Source organism: Candidatus Saccharimonadaceae bacterium ML1 (genome assembly GCA_030253535.1).
GTDB classification, from domain to species: domain Bacteria; phylum Patescibacteriota; class Saccharimonadia; order Saccharimonadales; family Saccharimonadaceae; genus Saccharimonas; species Saccharimonas epibionticum.
Map to the genome: position 1 here is coordinate 775,538 of CP124550.1, position 16,481 is coordinate 792,018.

The 16,481-nt window shown below is 46.5% G+C and carries 17 protein-coding genes, 1 tRNA gene and 1 pseudogene; 7 read left to right on the forward strand and 12 right to left on the reverse strand.

The features are described from left to right. Positions 1–2: 2 nt before the first annotated feature. Both SEML1_RS04035 and SEML1_RS04040 read right to left on the reverse strand, forming a co-directional pair. Positions 3–1,115: a M20 family metallopeptidase gene (locus tag SEML1_RS04035; RefSeq protein WP_376753935.1), complete on the reverse strand. Its 1,113-nt coding sequence runs from the start codon at positions 1,113–1,115 to the stop codon at positions 3–5. Next, positions 1,090–1,737 (reverse strand): GNAT family N-acetyltransferase, encoded by a 648-nt coding sequence (locus SEML1_RS04040; protein WP_376753936.1) that lies wholly within the window; start codon positions 1,735–1,737, stop codon positions 1,090–1,092. The genes SEML1_RS04035 and SEML1_RS04040 overlap by 26 nt, the downstream gene beginning before the upstream one ends. 75 nt (positions 1,738–1,812) lie before the next feature. On the opposite strand from SEML1_RS04040, the gene SEML1_RS04045 reads away from it, so the two are divergent. Further along, on the forward strand, positions 1,813–2,274 hold the full coding sequence (locus SEML1_RS04045) for a YbhB/YbcL family Raf kinase inhibitor-like protein (protein ID WP_376753937.1): 462 nt from the start codon (positions 1,813–1,815) through the stop codon (positions 2,272–2,274). A gap of 147 nt (positions 2,275–2,421) precedes the next feature. Here the strand turns inward: SEML1_RS04045 and SEML1_RS04050 are convergent, their stop codons facing one another. From SEML1_RS04050 to SEML1_RS04065, 4 genes and pseudogenes are all read right to left on the reverse strand, one after another. Next, a complete protein-coding gene (locus SEML1_RS04050) occupies positions 2,422–3,195 on the reverse strand; it encodes a hypothetical protein (RefSeq protein WP_376753938.1) in 774 nt (257 codons plus the stop codon). A gap of 2 nt (positions 3,196–3,197) precedes the next feature. Then, a pseudogene (locus SEML1_RS04055) lies at positions 3,198–3,917 on the reverse strand (uracil-DNA glycosylase family protein). 67 nt (positions 3,918–3,984) lie between these two features. Further along, entirely contained in the window at positions 3,985–4,173 is a 189-nt protein-coding gene (locus tag SEML1_RS04060) for a hypothetical protein (RefSeq protein WP_376753939.1), read from the reverse strand. Next, positions 4,170–5,621 (reverse strand): AarF/ABC1/UbiB kinase family protein, encoded by a 1,452-nt coding sequence (locus SEML1_RS04065; RefSeq protein ID WP_376753940.1) that lies wholly within the window; start codon positions 5,619–5,621, stop codon positions 4,170–4,172. The genes SEML1_RS04060 and SEML1_RS04065 overlap by 4 nt, the downstream gene beginning before the upstream one ends. 511 nt (positions 5,622–6,132) lie before the next feature. Between SEML1_RS04065 and SEML1_RS04070 the strand changes: the two genes are divergently transcribed. Next, positions 6,133–6,849, forward strand: coding sequence for a DUF3800 domain-containing protein (locus SEML1_RS04070; protein WP_376753941.1), 717 nt, complete (start codon positions 6,133–6,135; stop codon positions 6,847–6,849). A 426-nt stretch (positions 6,850–7,275) separates the two neighbouring features. After that, positions 7,276–7,605: a YbhB/YbcL family Raf kinase inhibitor-like protein gene (locus tag SEML1_RS04075; protein ID WP_376754434.1), complete on the forward strand. Its 330-nt coding sequence runs from the start codon at positions 7,276–7,278 to the stop codon at positions 7,603–7,605. A 7-nt stretch (positions 7,606–7,612) separates the two neighbouring features. On the opposite strand, the gene SEML1_RS04080 is transcribed toward SEML1_RS04075, so the two are convergent. From SEML1_RS04080 to SEML1_RS04090, 3 genes are read right to left on the reverse strand one after another with little or no spacing between them, the layout of a single operon-like run. Then, a complete protein-coding gene (locus SEML1_RS04080; protein WP_376753942.1) occupies positions 7,613–8,587 on the reverse strand; it encodes a hypothetical protein in 975 nt (324 codons plus the stop codon). Between the two features lie 14 nt (positions 8,588–8,601). Beyond that, positions 8,602–10,599: an ABC transporter ATP-binding protein gene (locus SEML1_RS04085; protein WP_376753943.1), complete on the reverse strand. Its 1,998-nt coding sequence runs from the start codon at positions 10,597–10,599 to the stop codon at positions 8,602–8,604. Then, positions 10,596–12,410, reverse strand: coding sequence for an ABC transporter ATP-binding protein (locus SEML1_RS04090; RefSeq protein ID WP_376753944.1), 1,815 nt, complete (start codon positions 12,408–12,410; stop codon positions 10,596–10,598). Before SEML1_RS04090 ends, SEML1_RS04085 begins: the two co-directional genes overlap by 4 nt. Positions 12,411–12,531: 121 nt before the next feature. Here SEML1_RS04090 and SEML1_RS04095 point away from each other — a divergent pair, with 121 nt between their 5' ends. Continuing rightward, complete coding sequence (locus SEML1_RS04095) at positions 12,532–13,134, forward strand: hypothetical protein (protein ID WP_376753945.1); 603 nt, start codon at positions 12,532–12,534, stop codon at positions 13,132–13,134. Further along, positions 13,127–13,840, forward strand: a complete 714-nt coding sequence (locus SEML1_RS04100) for a DsbA family protein (protein ID WP_376753946.1) — start codon at positions 13,127–13,129, stop codon at positions 13,838–13,840. Before SEML1_RS04095 ends, SEML1_RS04100 begins: the two co-directional genes overlap by 8 nt. Here the strand turns inward: SEML1_RS04100 and SEML1_RS04105 are convergent. Then, entirely contained in the window at positions 13,830–14,441 is a 612-nt protein-coding gene (locus SEML1_RS04105) for a TylF/MycF/NovP-related O-methyltransferase (RefSeq protein ID WP_376753947.1), read from the reverse strand. The two genes, SEML1_RS04100 and SEML1_RS04105, sit on opposite strands and share 11 nt — an antisense overlap. A gap of 42 nt (positions 14,442–14,483) precedes the next feature. On the opposite strand from SEML1_RS04105, the gene SEML1_RS04110 reads away from it, so the two are divergent. Further along, positions 14,484–14,560: transfer RNA gene (locus tag SEML1_RS04110), tRNA-Pro, on the forward strand. 72 nt (positions 14,561–14,632) lie between these two features. On the opposite strand, the gene SEML1_RS04115 is transcribed toward SEML1_RS04110, so the two are convergent. Next, positions 14,633–14,896, reverse strand: a complete 264-nt coding sequence (locus SEML1_RS04115) for a hypothetical protein (RefSeq protein WP_376753948.1) — start codon at positions 14,894–14,896, stop codon at positions 14,633–14,635. Between the two features lie 134 nt (positions 14,897–15,030). Here SEML1_RS04115 and SEML1_RS04120 point away from each other — a divergent pair, with 134 nt between their 5' ends. Beyond that, positions 15,031–16,191 (forward strand): hypothetical protein, encoded by a 1,161-nt coding sequence (locus SEML1_RS04120; RefSeq protein ID WP_376753949.1) that lies wholly within the window; start codon positions 15,031–15,033, stop codon positions 16,189–16,191. 13 nt (positions 16,192–16,204) lie between these two features. Here the strand turns inward: SEML1_RS04120 and SEML1_RS04125 are convergent, their stop codons facing one another. Continuing rightward, positions 16,205–16,429, reverse strand: coding sequence for a DUF167 domain-containing protein (locus SEML1_RS04125; RefSeq protein ID WP_376753950.1), 225 nt, complete (start codon positions 16,427–16,429; stop codon positions 16,205–16,207). Positions 16,430–16,481: the final 52 nt, after the last annotated feature.

Consider the following 16,481-nt stretch of genomic DNA (forward strand, 5'->3'; position numbering starts at 1 on the left):
TTCTACAACAACGCTATTACCCGCCGATACACCGCAAGCGCCGTTTTAGCCTTTTCGAGCGATACCGATTCATCGGTTGTGTGCGCTCGCGCAAAATCGCCCGGACCATACACGACCGTTTGCACACCGATGTCCTGAAAGAATGCTTGGTCAGTTGCGCCTAGACTTACAGAAACCTTGCCCTCTGGCAAACATGTTTGCACCGCGCGCAAAATCGGTGCATCGTCCGCACAGAGCGCTGAGTTCACCGGCTCTGCTGCGTAGCGCCACGAGAAGTCGTACTCCTCTGCAAATACATTCATTTGCCGCTCAAAAGCTTCGTCAAGCCCTGGCGTTGTACGAATATCAAGCGCCACATACGTTTTATCGGCGGTTTTATTTGCCGAAAACGATTGGCTCGGCGATACGCGCGTCGGCGTAAATGACGGCTCGCCAAGCATATTGTGGCGGTACGTTTGGTGTAATGTTTTGCGAATATCTGGCAATCCCATCAAAAAATGCGCCATTTTCGGCAGCGCGCTCGCCTGGTAATTCTCTTCCTGCGACGCATGCCCCGCCGTACCACTAAACTCTAACTCAACGAACCGGTTGCCGCGGTGCCCAACTTCGATCCGATCGCCATCTGTCGGTTCGGCGATTAAGCAACTCGCTTCCGCATAGTTTGCCCGCTGCGCAAAAAATTTCGTAAATGCCGCCGAACCCGCACCATCAACTTCTTCGTTTGCCACCGCCACGCACCACACATCAAAATCATCACGGCGTGCATTAATATATTCTTTTGCAATGATCATTTGCAAAGCCACACCCATTTTCATATCGCCCGAACCTAATCCATAGAGCCGTTTGTCCCGCACGTACGCCTGCCACGGGCTGCGCGACCACGCCGATTCATCGCCCGGCGCCACCGTGTCGACATGCCCGCACAAAATAAGTGCCCGGGACGCTGCGCTGTTTGCTGCAAGTACCACGCCAGCTGTAAACATGTCGTCAGTAAATACGTCATCAAATTCCGCACCACGGAACCAGTCAGCACAGAATTTCAAAATCTCCGCCTCGCCGCCTGATACCGACGGAATAGCAATAAGTTCTTTAGCAAGTTTTGTAACTTCTTCCATGGCGCGAACCTTTCACGATGTCATCAATGTTTGTTAAAATTGTATCACAACATCGTGCCGGGTTCGCCGGTTCTTCATCTTTATTCTTTAAGTCGTTAAGCGGACAATAGTTATTACATTCTTTGCATAGCTCCGCCATATCTGCCGTCACCTCAAATAACTGCGCATCGCGCATGCCCAAGCTTCGTGCAATAGGTTCGCTCTTGCCGTTAGCGAACACCACCGACGCAACACCTTCGTTCGCCAGCTCGTTCACGAGTGCCGCCATAGCAGCCCGTGCCAGTCCGCGCCCACGATACGCTTCTTTTGTGATAACCGAACCGATTTCCGACATTGGTACGCTATCTATACACCGCGGGCGGGGCGCTGTTGCGCTTGCGTAACTGACTAGTTCGCCATCAATAAACGTCGCTAAGCCTTTCGAAGAATCATTCACGCCGCGCTCAGCGATTTCTTCCGGCGTCACAGCAATCATTGTTTCGCCGCCTTCAATTGTTTGCATAATCATTGCCGCGACCGCCGATCCAACCTCAGCGCGCACATCAGGCGATAATTCGTGCATAAGAGCGTGCGACACCTCTGTCGTCTTGCCTGTTCTATTTTTTACTAACTCCTTGCGCATTCTTTTATTATAACATAAAACGTAAGTATTTACAATAACTTGACGATCTACCTGCTGATTCGTACTATATGCAGTATGAATATTTCGAGTCCTGACTTCGCTGACGGCGCTAAAATCCCAAAAGCTTGCGCACGGCTTGGCGGTAATCAACGCCCGCCGCTCGAAATCAGCGACGTGCCGGCAGAGGCCAAAAGCCTAGTGATCATTTGCCACGACCCCGATGCGCCCGGGCGTGATGGATTTTACCATTGGACGGTTTGGAATTTACCGGGCAAAACCGCTAAAATTTCTGGCGAATCACTGCCCGCGGGCGCGGTCGAAGGTGTTACGAGTTGGGGTCAGCCTGGCTGGGGCGGACCGCAACCGCCATTTGGCACACACCGCTATCAATTTTATGTGTACGCGCTGGACACGACACTGGATTTACCAAGCGACACCAAGCCCAAAGAACTCATCGCCGCCCTCACACCGCACATTATCGATCAGTCCATGTTGACTGGAAAGTTTGGTGTGTTTGATATTTTGCGGCGAGAATAAACACTACTTATTTATACGAACAACCCATCCGGTACCACCTGTATCACTTTAACCTAACTTCAACCGAAACATCCTTGACGATTAGCACAGAAAACAACAAAAATTTGCCCAGTAAATAGCTAACTCGAAAACTTAATCACACCTGGCTTAGAATATCAAGCCAACTTCATATGGGAAAAGTATAGATAAATTCTTAGGCTCATTACTAAAAATAATCCTTTTTGAATATGCTATCATAAAACCGAGTTCAAACATCGTACCTTTCCCTATTGCTCCTCCAGGATTGCATATTATGATTGCGTCTGCTTTTTTAAACTTATTCATGTGATCGTATTTATGTCTCCAGGCATCTCTCTTATTATACAATTCTTGCCCCTCTAACAAGATAAAATCTGTGCCCAGAGTTTCAGGAACTACTTTGTCTGTCCAAGGACTTAATACTTGAATATTACGCGTAGTCAAAACCTTAATAACTCCACTAATCTCAGCTAAATGCTCCTGAAAGCTACCGCAAACAACTACTTTTCTAAACTCTTGCAAAGCTAGCCCTTGGATAATATTCTCCGTTTTATTATATAAATAACTTTTTTTAAGGTAAAACTCTTCCAGCTTAGGCTCAATGATGTTAAACACTAGACCAAACTTTACAAATACATAGATAGCCAACTGCTGCTGTTCTTCCTTTGAGAACTCTTGAAATATTCCCGTCGCATACAGCCTAACACTCTTGTTATCCAAATTTCCAGCTTCCGCCAGCATATCTACAACCATATCTAGCTTCCGCAACAACTCTCCTGTTACTAAAGTTTCGTTAAAAAATATCTGCTTTTTCTTTAAAAGCTTCAATCTACCTGTTTGTAGCCTAAAAATATTTACCTCGTTAGTATCAAGATGTACCAAAATAATTTTATCCTTCGACATGATTACTCCTTTACTTTATAGTGACTTAAAGCATTCACATATTTTTGCATAAACTCTTCTTTGCGATCCGCATTATACTGCATAATAAACCGCAGATGCTCCAACGGCACGATAGTATCAAAGAAATGATACTTATTATTTATATTGGTCAAAAACTTAAAATTCTCACCGCTGCCGATGCAAAAGCAAACGGTTGTATCAATATTAAAATCGATCTGGCACCTCAGCGAATCTACGATAAAAGGATGTAAACATTTTTTAGAGCTGCATTTTCATAGTAGTTACAATTTACCCAATTACCTTTCAAATTTATCTTTTCAATACCTAGCGGACACACAAAATTCATGTAAAATTGTTTATAAAATTTCTGGCGTCCGCCGTATTTTTCCATCACCTCATACAAGAAGCTTGACGAGCGTTTATTCGCTCCAAAAGCATTTATGAAAATCCCTGTATCCTCTTGTAAATGATTGACATCTTCAAACGGTACGCCAGTAAGCGCTGTTCCGCGTTGCGCTGGCGAGCTGCCCAAAATCATAAACCGCCGCTTATTGTCGTGATAGTACCGTTGATAAAACCGATGTGTTATTTGCGCTATTTGCCGCTGATTAGCGCCAGTAAGCGGATTGATTAGACGATATTTTTTCCGGCAAATTTATGCCAGCACTTTTCAGACTATCATAAAATTCTAGTATTTTTTGAACAGCAGTTTTAGATTTCATGCGGATTCTTATTGTAAATGATGTACATTAGTAAAGCGTATAAAAATTGCTTATTTCACTGTAAAATTTAGCGGGCTTCCGACAGTCCAGTAATAGCAACGATAATGGTGCTAACAGCAAGGCTTCCGACCAAAAATTCAAGTGGGACGTCGGGTTTCAGGTAAGCAAAAAACGCCGTGCCAATCCACATCACGGCGATGATTCCCGCGGCATACGGATAGCGAACTTGCATCACCCATTGTTGTAATTGTTTCATGATAATTCTCCTTTTTGTAACAACATGGCGTAGGCGGCTCTGTCACGCTCCGCAACCTTGCTCATCCAGTCCATCACTATTTCTTGCGCCAGCTCAATACTCATCGGCGACGAACGCACCGCCTCGCTGATTCCATAGATATTAGCGTGAACCTCGGCCAATTCCAGGGCGTCATGGACAATCCGCCAATAATGTGTCCTTCGATATTCATCGCCGCACGCCAACCTAGCTGCTGCTAAATAATGGTACAAACCGCGCTGCAACATGATATCAACGCTGTCTAACCTGACAGCAAAACGATTACCAGCGTTAATTTCATTAAGGAATAACTGGGTTATTTGCCGATTGGCAGCAAACGTGCTGGTTGTCGATTGAAGCAGCGTGTTCGCATATTCATAAATAGTGCGCGTCAAGCTGCGATCTTTGGCGATCACATCCAGTGCTTGATACAGCGTATGGTCATAAAACGCCAACATTGCTAGTGCCAATAAACCCATGTCAGCTCGATCTTCATACAACGCGCGATACTGCACGATCATGTGGTAAAATGAGGCGCGATGCCGCGGTGCTGCCACCGCCAAACCAAAGTCGATCAACGCAACTTTGTTGTCTCTCAGCAAATAAATATTGCCTGGATGCGGATCGGCCATAATGATATCTGCTTGTAAAATTGCGATTAAAAACTCGCTGCCGACCGTCACTAATTGCTGCTGCATATCAGAGCCAAGTTGGTCTTTGACAAATTGGTAGGTGTCGTTTCCCGCTTGTGCCTGTTCCACCACCTCGGTTAGCGGCAATCCTTCTATATAGTCCTGAACCAATATCAGCCGCGTTGAGTAATCAGCCAGCGTCTCTGGCACGACAACGTTGTCGGTACGCTTGGCAAAATATTCACGAATCGCCTGGGCTGTAATTAGCTCGCGCTGATAATCAGTTTCGCGCTTGGTGGTTTTGATAAACTCATCAGCAATTTCAACCAACGGAAAAATATCGTTCTTTAGCATAAACTGCCCCGCCCAACAGCAAAAACGCAGCGCCACAAAATCAAAATTCAGATAGCGCACCACGCTAGGGCGAAGAATCTTGATAATATACCGGCTACCTGGACGGTCAGCTACGCGACAGTGATAAACCTGAGCGAATGAACCCGTAGCGAACGGCTGATCTTCCTCGACAACTATTTGGCTAGCCTTGACCCCCAATTCTTGCCGCAAAACCTCGGCAACGTCAATTGGCTCAACTGCCACATCATCAAAAGCATCCAGCCGATATCCAGACGCAGCATACACCTGAGCCATCAGTTCAGTCGACGCCAAATGCTGTAAAAACTTGACATACACGCCACCTAAATTTTGACACTCGTCTGATAAAACTTTGAGCCATACTTGATCGCTGCGCCAAGCTCGCCACACCCGAAACAATGCCCGAACCACAAATAATAAGCGCACTTACCTAACCCTCCGGAACCCAATGAAGTACAACACCAGCGTCAAAACTAACACGCAAATATACAAAAATAATGGATCAATGCTCGTATTTACCAACAGCAGCATAGCCAGCCAAATCGCCACTATACTCACGAAAACAAAAGCATATCTCACATGTTTATTTTAGCATATAGACCAGTGGCTCTCCAGGGATTACTTGTTAAAGGCTCGTCAAATACCGCAATAAAAATAACAGTTCCCGCAGTTTAAAATAAGTAGTGAAAATAAATTTAATCTAGAGGAGAGACTGTTACGATAGAGGGTTTAGTGAACGCCCCTGCTAAGATGTATACATAGATATCTGTCACTTAACTTAAAAGGCTTAGAATCAACCCTTAGAGAGTTCGAAAACCACTACAATAATCCAGGTTTATTTTACAAGGTAGGTAGCTACTTAAAAACTAGGGAGTTTTCGGATTTGGTTAGTGAACGCTCAGGCGTTTTTACGAAAAATGTTATAATTATTACCAATATGAGTGACAAAGAGTATCAAGAAATATCGATATACCTAGATGATTCTGGTGTTTTCTCTCTTAATTCTGGGCATGATTATTTCATATACGCTGGATATCTGTTCTTGGATAACCATGAGCGTATCGCAGCAAGAGAGCGGTTCAAGACGATATCTAGAGAGATAAAATCTAGTCTCGGTATATCGATGGGGTCGGAGTTAAAAGCAGCCGGCTTAGGAATTAAATACAAGAGGAGTCTGTATAATTGTGTCAAGTCATTCAATAGCCTTAGTGCTACGGTGAGGCTGCCTGACGTCAATGAATCTATTATGGCAAATAAACTATCGATTCATCGCTACAAAGACTATGCCCTAAAGAGAATGATAAAGTCTAAGCTAGAGAAGCTAATTGCGTCTGGCAAAATTGACGCAGACAAGCCGGTTTCTCTGCGAGTCTACATTGACCAGCAACACACATCAACCAACGGATACTATAAACTCTCAGATAGCATTCGAGAGGAGCTAATACATGGAATTCGTAATTTTGATTACGGCATGTTTTACCCTCCGATACTCTTTGCCGACTTCAAAATTAGCATAAAGTTTTGCGATTCATCCCTAGATTATCTGGTTCAGGCAAGCGATATTCTAGCTAATCGCTTATGGTATGGCAGGAATTTCAATCATCCTAAGCTCTATACTAATATCCCATATCACAATGATATTTTATTGCCATAATGCTTGCGCCATTGTGATTAGTATAGTAGTATAGTTTTACAGACGTAAGTACTGTTGCACAGCCATAAGCGATCAAATTGATTAAGCGTATTGTAAATACGTCGCCTGGTTGGGATAACCCTTCTGATTCAGAAGGGTTATTTTTGTCGCCAACTTATTTTATATAAGAAGCTGTTCTTTTATAGTTGTATCTATAATCTGTAGAAAAACTAATCTACTACAGCGAGTTGCTGTGTTCTACGGTTCCATATTTCACCGCGTCTCACACCTGACGACACTGGCATGGTAAAATTAAATTATGAAGATATCTAGTCCTGCGTTCGCCGAAAACGCTAAAATCCCAAAAGCTTGCGCACGGCTTGGCGGTAATCGACGCCCAACACTGCGCATTGCCAGCGTGCCAGCAAATGCAAAAGTCTCGCCATTATTTGCCATGATCCTGATGCGCCCGGGCGCGATGGATTTTATCATTGGACTGTCTGGAATTTGCCGCCCGAGACAACCGAAATCGCTGCCGACACCCTGCCAAATGGCGCGGTTGAAGGCATAACCAGTTGGGGTCGTTCCGGCTACGGCGGTCCTCAACCGCCGTTCGGCACACATCGATACCAGTTCTTTGTTTACGCACTCAACACTGTACTTGGCATTCCAGCTACTACAAAGCCGCAAGCGTTGTCTGCTGCTATGCAGCTGCATATCGTCGACCAGGCGGTATTGACGGGAATGTTCAGCGCGTTGGATATTTTTCGAAAGTAGATTTAGACTAAACTATCTTGTACATGTCTTGATATACGCGTCCAATGTAGTTAACAATCTTTACATCAATCACCTTCCCCTCGTCAATATACTGCGCCACCATATCCGTAATGCATAAGCCCGCCCATGCAATTACATCGTTTGTCGTGGCGGCACCTTTCGCTCGCAATCTGTGAAATCCGCGTTGAAACTCTTCAATCCTTGGTAACAGCTTACCAGACACAACCGTTCGAGCATATCCGCCGGTTATATTGTTCGCGAAACAATATACCAATGCTTCAATGTACATACTTTTCCAAGTGAATCCATGCGGCGGACGGATATGGTTCGCAGCAATACATGTCTCGTACGACTGCTTCATCAATGCGCGGCTATGCGTCGAGCATGATTCTATTGCGTGAATATACTCGTGCAGCACAACGGTAACAACATTTGCTATAGCGCTTCGGCGGTACTCAATATACGGGCGCAGCAAGATAAAGTTGGTACCGCTAATCCGATGCCCAATCACGCCCGCACCGGGGATATTCGGCAATATATAAACTGTAAGCGTGGTATGCAAATCAAATGTCGAAGCGAGAAAGGTCTTAATATTCATAAGCAATTCATTAGTACGCGCAAAATCATACGCCTGGAGTAGATCGCGCCACCTCAGCACAGTTTTTTGCGCATCGCGCCAAACGAACGCCTCAAACAGCGGCATGCACGACAGCGTCCGCTCTGCAATTATCTGCGCATCATGCGAGCGAATATTACCAGCGTATAATTCTGCCAACAGCTGCCGCGGGTTGGCATTGTGCTGCAAAATACATTTTACATCGTGCAGTGCTTTTCGTTGTTCTTGCGACAACATGGAGTGAATTTGCCCTGTATAATACGCTAACGACTTTGCGTCGACCGCCGACGAATCGTCCCACCCAGCAACAATCTGCAGCCAATAATAAAAAGCTGCCTGCTTATCAACTGAGAAAACAACATCCATTCTTTTAGTATACGCTAATCTGCGAACTGGCTATTATATAGCTCGGCATAGAAGCCATGCTGATTGAGTAACGCTTGGTGTGTGCCCTGCTCAATGATATTGCCGTTTTTCACGACTAAAATCAGATCGGCGTCGCGAATCGTACTGAGCCGATGGGCGATAACGAAGCTGGTTTTACCCTTCATCAGCCGATCCATCGCTTGCTGAATCAACACTTCGGTGCGCGTATCAACTGAGCTAGTAGCTTCGTCTAAAATCAGCATCGGCGTTTTAGCAAGCATCGCCCGCGCAATAGTCAGCAATTGTTTTTCACCCTGCGAAATGTTCGTCGCTTCTTCGTCGAGCACCATATAGTAACCGCCTGGCAGCGAACGAACGAAATGGTCGACATGAGCTTCTTTGGCGGTAGCAATCAACTCGTCGTCAGTGGCATCTGGACGGCCGTAACGTAAATTATCGCGAATCGTACCGCTGAATAGCCATGTATCCTGCAGCACCATGCCAAACATCTGCCGTACGTCGCTGCGCTTCATCTGGCGAATGTCGACGCCGTCAATTTTAATCGCGCCGCTGTCAATCTCATAAAATCGCATCAGCAAATTTACCAGCGTCGTCTTGCCGGCGCCAGTCGGACCAACAATCGCCACGCGCTGCCCCGGCTTGACGCGCGCCGACAGGCCCTTGATAACCGGCTCGTCTGGATTATAACCGAAAGTGACGTTATCAAATTCCACGCCGCCCTTCACTTTTTCTAGCTTTACCAAATCCCTACCCTCGCGCGTCTCTTCTTGCTCGTCGATAAACTCAAATACCCGCTCCGCTGCCGCAGCCGTTGACTGCAAGACGTTAGCGATATTCGCCGTCTGTTCAATCGGCTGATTAAACTGTCGCATATATTGAATAAACGCCTGAATATCGCCGACTTGCAAGCGACCATTGATCGCCAGCCAACCGCCCAGCACTGCCACGCCGACGTAACCCAAATTTCCAACAAAATTCATAATCGGCCACATCAGTCCCGACAGAAACTGCGATTTCCAGGCGCTTACGTGCAGTTGATTATTAATTGTCGTAAATTTTGCGAGCGAACGCGCTTGCCCGTTAAACACACGCATGACTTGATGCCCGGCATACATTTCCTCAATATGCCCGTTCAGTTCGCCGAGCTCAGTTTGCTGACGAGTAAATTGTACCTGCGATTTTTTCGCAATTAGCAGTACAAAACCCATGCTCACTGGCAATACTAGAAGTGCTACTACTGTCATCTGCCAACTAATTGATAGCATCATTGCCACGATACCAGCAATCATTACTACTGCCGACACGATTTGCGACAAACTTTGATTTAGCGTCTGGCTGATTGTATCAACATCGTTCGTGACGCGACTGAGCACCTCACCGTAAGTTTGCTTATCAAAGTAGCTGAGCGGCAAACGGTTAATTTTCAACGAAATATCACGCCGCATCTGAAATGTGACTTTTTGCGTTACGTTTGTCATGATCCAGCTTTCAAGATAGCGGAGCGTTGCACTCAACAGATATAGCCCAACAAGCCATAGGACGATTTGGCCAATTGCGTCAAAGTGGAATGCAGGCTTTTTCGTCATATCAAGCGCGCGGATCGTGTCAAGCTGACCGGCTGGGATTTTGCCTTCAACCTCCGACCTGTTTGGCAACTTGTTTAATATATCGCCGCCTGTTGTGCCGCTTGGCAGCTTTGTATCCGCCGGCAGTTTTTTCGTGATCGTGTCGTATGCTTTGATGCTAACGTAATCTTTCACAATTTGGTTAGTTGCCTCGCCGAGGATTTTCGGGCTGACAATCGCAAAAATCGTACTGCCAACCGCAAGCACCGCGACCGCCAGCAACTGCCAACGAAACGCCGCCAAATAACATACTAATTTTTTCATCGTATCGCGAAAGTTTTTAGCTTTTTCGCCCGCACCCATGCCGCCCATCGGTCCGCCTTGGCGCACGCGTGGTCGTTTTTTAAAATCTTGCCTATTACTCATCGCGCTACTCCTTTCTGCCGCCGAGTGGATCGCGCAGTCAATTTTTTCGACGCTGATGACATAGTCGTATTAGCCGCTAGCTGCGTAAGCTCCTCATCAGACAACTGCGACGCGGCAATCTCTTGATATACACAGCACGACTGCATCAATTCAGCATGCGTGCCCTGCCCAACGATTTTGCCCTCGTCAAGTACGATGATTTTATCAGCATTCATAATCGTGTTGATACGCTGCGCCACAATCAGCATAGTTTTATGTTTCATCTCCTTAGCAAGCGCGCGCCGCAACCTCGCGTCAGTCTTAAAGTCCAGCGCCGAAAACGAATCGTCGAAAATATAAATTTGCGCCCGCGTCGCCAGCGCCCGCGCAATCGACAACCGCTGGCGCTGCCCGCCCGACACATTACTGCCGCCCTGCGCGATGCTACTGTCGTACGCATCATCAAGCTCATCAATAAATTCCGCCGCCTGGGCAACCTGCGCCGCTTTTTCGAGTTCCTTGCGCGATGCTTTCTGATTGCCGTAGGCGATATTGCTCGCGACCGTACCGCTGAACAGTACGCCTTTTTGCGGTACGTAGCCGATGCGAGAGGTCAGTTCACTGAGCGTGACATTACGAATATCAACGCCATCAAGCAGAATCTGCCCAGCACTCACGTCATAGAACCGCGGGATTAAATTAATAAGGGTTGATTTACCGCTGCCCGTACTACCGATAAACGCCGTTGTTTGCCCCGGCTCAGCAGTAAAGTTAATGCCCGACAGTACTGGTAAATCCGCGCCCGGGTAACTAAACGTTACATCACGAAATTCAATTTTTCCCACGCCATCCGCCGGAAGATGATTCGGCTGTTTCGGATCAGTAATTGACGGCTGCGTATCCAAAATCTCGCTAACGCGCCGCACCGACACCGCCGCACGCGGCACCATAATGAATACCATCGAAATCATCAAGAATGAAATAATCACCTGCATCGCGTACTGCAAAAATGCCATCATATTGCCAATTTCTAGCGTACCAGCGTCTACCAGCCACGCGCCAAACCAAACAATCGCAATACTTGTAAGGTTCATGACTAGCATCATCACCGGATCAAGCACCATCATTAAACGATTCACGAACAAGTTTAGTCCGTTCAACTCGCTATTTACGCGTTGAAATTTCGCTTGCTCGATTTTCTCATTGTGGAACGCCCGCACAACCCGCAGACCCGTTAAGTTTTCGCGCGTTACTAAATTCAGTTTATCAACCAGTTGCTGTAATTTCTTGAATCGCGGAACCGCCACAGCGAAAAGCATAACAATTATAATCAATAGCCCCGCCACTGCCGATGCGATGATCCACGTCAAATTTGGCGCATTTTCTAACGCTTTTTGGATACCGCCAACTGCCATCAGCGGTGCCATCAGCGCAAAACGCAGTAACATCATCAATGTCATCTGAATTTGCTGAATATCGTTCGTTGAGCGCGTGATAAGCGACGCGGTAGAGAACTGATTAAAATCCGCAATCGCGAAACTCTCAATCTGCGCGAATACCCGCCGGCGCACATCTCGCGCTAACCCTGTGGCGATCCGCGCCGCGAAAAATACGCTCGCAATCGTGCAAATACCGCCGATTAGCGCAACGACGATCATCATGCGGCCGTCCGCCCAAATTGAATCAAGGTTTTGCAAAATAATTCCTTTGTTGACGATACTCGCTGAATAGTCCGGCAGACGCAGCGACATCATCACTGCGACATACGTGAATACCACCAGCGCAACAAATGCCGCAACGTACGGTTTACATAATTTCAAAATCGGTTTCATAGATGTTCTTCCCGTTAATCCAGTTACTATTTTACACTATTTTTGTGAGATCAAGATTTACATGAACCTCAACCAATAGACATTTCTAGCCTTCTGCGCGCTATCGCGGTATAATTTAGCTATGAAAGGCTTTGATTGGCGGCGGGGATTGTTATCGCTTACCGGACTAAAACGTCTTATCCGGCAACCGCAGTACGTCGTGCTCAGTATTGTTGTTGCGTTTCTATTTTCAATCGTCATTTACGGGCTGATTCATATTAATTTCTACGGTTCGCTTCTTCTGTCTTCATTGCCAATTGTTGATAAGCTTGCACTTATCGGCCAGCTTATTGCCGCATTAGCCCGCGACGCATTTACGACAAGCGCTGGTTTTCTCATTATTCTTATTTCGCTTTTGCAGGGTGTCGCCATTGCCGCCATCGTGTTCGACGCCAAGCACAACCGCGCAAACGACAAACAGCTTGCGTCGCGCCAAACTGCAACGAGCGGTATTACTGCCGTGGCCGCTGCACTTGGACTCGGCTGCGTCCCCTGCGGTACGTCGCTTATTTTACCGATCGTGACCTTATTCTTTTCTGGCGCCGCCGCCACAACTGCCGCGCACATTGCCAACAGCCTCGTACTGATCGTTGCGCTTTGTTTGAGCATATGGTCGCTTGCAAGGTCGGGTTATATCGTTTATATTCATACGGAATTAACACAGCAAAAGGAGTCTCATGCGTAACAATCGTGGTATTGCACCAATTAACATCGTTCTTGGCATTGTCGCCGCTGGTATTGTCGCGTTGTTTGTATATAATATTGCGAACCGGCCGCCTAACCAGCATATCGGCGACAGCAAGCCATGGGTGCAGTATATGTCGCGCGGCAATGCGGACACGAAAAACGTTTTTATTGACTATACCGATTATTTTTGCTCGTACTGCGCCCAGGTCGAAGCGGCAACATCGCAGCACGAATTTAACGATACGTACATCAAACCTGGCAAGCTGCGCTACGAACACCGCGTCATCACCGTACTCAAAAACATGGTACCCAACAGCGAGCAAGGCGCTGAGGCCGCTTACTGCGCCGCCGACCAAAATAAGTATTGGGAATATACGCACGACATCGTACCGCGCATCAAATCCGACTACTTTGACAAAGGCATCGGCGTAAAAAATGTCGCTGTGCCGAAAGAAATTCCGAAGTTGCCGCTCAGCTACTTCGCTGAATCGGCAAAATCAGCTAAGTTGGATGTTGCCGCATTTAGCGATTGTATGACGCACGAAAAGCATAAGTCCGAAATTGAGGCTAACACCAAACGCGCGCTGGCGCTCGGCGTGTCGGGTCTGCCATACATAGTAGTCAACAACTACACGACGAGCGGTTTCGCCGGCGGATATAACGGGCTGCAAACGATTCTAAAAGCAGGCGGCGTCAATCCATAGTAGACTGCGGATATATCACCGCAAGCGATTGCTCGACGCGTAAACGCGCCGGGTGAGTCCGCAGCCATTCGTCAACCGCCCGCGCAGCACCTGGCAGCGCTTCGTTTGTGTAATCGTCAACGACAATCACCGCGCCGTCCGCCAGCTTGTCCTCAACAAGCCGCAGCGGCGTGAGAATCGACTCATAATAATCACCATCCAAAAACACAAAACTGATTAATGCTGGTACATCACTTGAATGTAAATCACGGAACCACCCCTTATGAATGTGCGGCAATGGTACGCCAGCTTTTTTGAAATTCGTCATAAATTGCTTTTTCGTCGCCAGCAACTCACCCGGGCGAAATTGCTCACCGACAGGACTAATATCAAGCGTCGTCTTCTCTGGCAAACCAGCAAATGAATCGTAAACATGAAATTGTTTGCCGCCCAGCCACCGCGCGATATGGATGCTCGTCGTACCTGCATAGCAGCCAAATTCAACTACCGCACCCGGCACAACCTGGACGCGCGCCAACTCTCGCAGAATAATCGCTAGTTCACGAAGCGTAATTTGTTCGGACAGCAATGTAGCAGTAGCAAGGTACCTCTCTAAACTCATGCTTTTATTATACTCGACGGTCGGGTATACTAAAGAAGACGTCGGGGTGTGGCGCAGCTTGGTAGCGCGCACCGTTCGGGACGGTGAGGTCGCTGGTTCAAATCCAGTCACCCCGACCAAGTGTAATTCAAACATAAAAAACGTTAGGCTTCTTATTGCCTAGCGTTTTTAAAATTAACAAACAATTAAAATTAAAACTGCTCAATAATGTGCTTAGATGCCGGCAAGTTTGTTTTATTATCAATCGTCTCAACTTGCTTTTTTCCGCCTGCGGTCGGGTAAGACAACCCCTCCATTGTAGCTTTTGTATGAAAATAACAAGCTAGCATTGAAACTATTTCCTCTCCTTCTTCAACCAACAACCGTGTTGACGCCTGTTCGCGGCACCGTCCAGATTTAACCTTAGCCTCGCACTGATTATCAGGGTGAACTGGTAGATTATAGCTTTTTTCCATATCTCGTAAACTCCTTCTTTATTTACACTTTTTCTTAGTCATCGGCTGTATATTGTATCATACATCGTAATTTGTAGCAATACCCTATTCAATGTTATTGACTAATAAGCATTATTATGTTATATTATTAAACTGTGAAAAAGAATTTTGAAGAATCTATACTAAGCTGTGCGGAAAATACAGAAGATACGATGCTAGATGACCAAGCGCTTAGTCAAGTGCTTGAGGAAATCGATAATGTCGAAGAAAACGGCAATGCACACACCGGCGAACGCCCGCTGTGTCCGATTCTTAAATTTCTATCATTAGAAGACGCGACCAAGATAGGATGCTATTCATGCGAATTTGGTCCGCAACCAGTTGAGAGAGAATCCTCAGAGCTTTCTGTTCCTGTCTTCAACGACATACTAACCGCATATCAAAAACGAGTATACAAAGCGCTGAATCCTCATGCATCGCGCAAAGACATTGAGTCCATCGACCGCCCAGATCGCCACATACTTTTTGAAGAACAGCAACTGTCACCCGACAGGCGTTCATCAATTGCTCAATCTGTTGCGTATTCGTTTTTCGGCAAGGATATCAGTCGCCTTAAAAAATCGATAAAAAGCGGTTCTAACGGCGGCAACATAGAAAAAGCTACTATCCACCCAGATTCAAAAGCAGAACTTGAGAAAATAGAAGCCGAAAGAAATTTGGCAGTTGCGATTCTTGAGGCAATCCCCGCTGCATGGCGCAACAATAACCGAGACCGCGTAAATAGGCAAATAGATCTAGGTTTGGAAGATTCAAGCAAGACAGAGAAAAAAGAAGCAGCAGAGATGGCTCGTCTCATGCATGACATGACGAATTTTGTGTTGACTAGAGATACGCAGATGTCTGCTTCAGACGTCAAAGATTTTATGGAGGGTACGTTTTACTCTCTGCTTCCTCGTGAATATAGCAAACGTGAAATACCTGGATGCGTCCGCGGCATAGCTGGCGAGGTCGCAATTGCAAAAGCATTCAAATCAGCAGGTGATATCTACATTCATGGATCAGCGGAGGAAGATGCCAAAGGGATTGACTTTAAGCTTAATCCAGAATGCGATAGACGAAAGAATCAACCGCAGCATTTTGACCTAAAATGTTACGCAAGTGTACAAGAGGTATCTTTTGTTAGATACGGATCTCGCCCAGACTCCTATACGCGGTTAATTATTCCTGCGTCTATGATAAACCTGGAAACCTTGGAATTATACCCAGCAGCTGAAAAAGATGCTTTCAAATTTCTAAAAATCCGCACTCAAAAGTAGTTGGCTCTAGTTATTAATCACTGATCTCAAATACTTTCCGCCGCGCCGTCCGTCCGCGCAGTAATACTACGCGCGTTTTTGCGACCCCCATATGCGCAGCGGCGAGTCGAATTGCCGCCGCATTTGCCCGCCCGTCAACCGCCGGCTCTTTCGTGAAAATCGTTAGGCTGCCGTCAGCGTTTTCAACTACCATATCACCGCGTCTGCTGCCGGGTTTTAGGTAAACGGTAATTCTCATATATTTTCATTATAGCCTGAGAAAACCGTATCAAAAATAAGCATCCTACACT

Bases quoted from the DNA above. Each gene is read 5' to 3' on its own strand.
- SEML1_RS04035 (WP_376753935.1), bottom strand. From the start codon at position 1,115: ATGGAAGAAGTTACAAAACTTGCTAAAGAACTTATTGCTATTCCGTCG.
- SEML1_RS04040 (WP_376753936.1), bottom strand. From the start codon at position 1,737: ATGCGCAAGGAGTTAGTAAAAAATAGAACAGGCAAGACGACAGAGGTG.
- SEML1_RS04045 (WP_376753937.1), top strand. From the start codon at position 1,813: ATGAATATTTCGAGTCCTGACTTCGCTGACGGCGCTAAAATCCCAAAA.
- SEML1_RS04050 (WP_376753938.1), bottom strand. From the start codon at position 3,195: ATGTCGAAGGATAAAATTATTTTGGTACATCTTGATACTAACGAGGTA.
- SEML1_RS04060 (WP_376753939.1), bottom strand. From the start codon at position 4,173: ATGAAACAATTACAACAATGGGTGATGCAAGTTCGCTATCCGTATGCC.
- SEML1_RS04070 (WP_376753941.1), top strand. From the start codon at position 6,133: ATGAGTGACAAAGAGTATCAAGAAATATCGATATACCTAGATGATTCT.
- SEML1_RS04080 (WP_376753942.1), bottom strand. From the start codon at position 8,587: ATGGATGTTGTTTTCTCAGTTGATAAGCAGGCAGCTTTTTATTATTGG.
- SEML1_RS04085 (WP_376753943.1), bottom strand. From the start codon at position 10,599: ATGAGTAATAGGCAAGATTTTAAAAAACGACCACGCGTGCGCCAAGGC.
- SEML1_RS04090 (WP_376753944.1), bottom strand. From the start codon at position 12,410: ATGAAACCGATTTTGAAATTATGTAAACCGTACGTTGCGGCATTTGTT.
- SEML1_RS04095 (WP_376753945.1), top strand. From the start codon at position 12,532: ATGAAAGGCTTTGATTGGCGGCGGGGATTGTTATCGCTTACCGGACTA.
- SEML1_RS04100 (WP_376753946.1), top strand. From the start codon at position 13,127: ATGCGTAACAATCGTGGTATTGCACCAATTAACATCGTTCTTGGCATT.
- SEML1_RS04105 (WP_376753947.1), bottom strand. From the start codon at position 14,441: ATGAGTTTAGAGAGGTACCTTGCTACTGCTACATTGCTGTCCGAACAA.
- SEML1_RS04115 (WP_376753948.1), bottom strand. From the start codon at position 14,896: ATGGAAAAAAGCTATAATCTACCAGTTCACCCTGATAATCAGTGCGAG.
- SEML1_RS04125 (WP_376753950.1), bottom strand. From the start codon at position 16,429: ATGAGAATTACCGTTTACCTAAAACCCGGCAGCAGACGCGGTGATATG.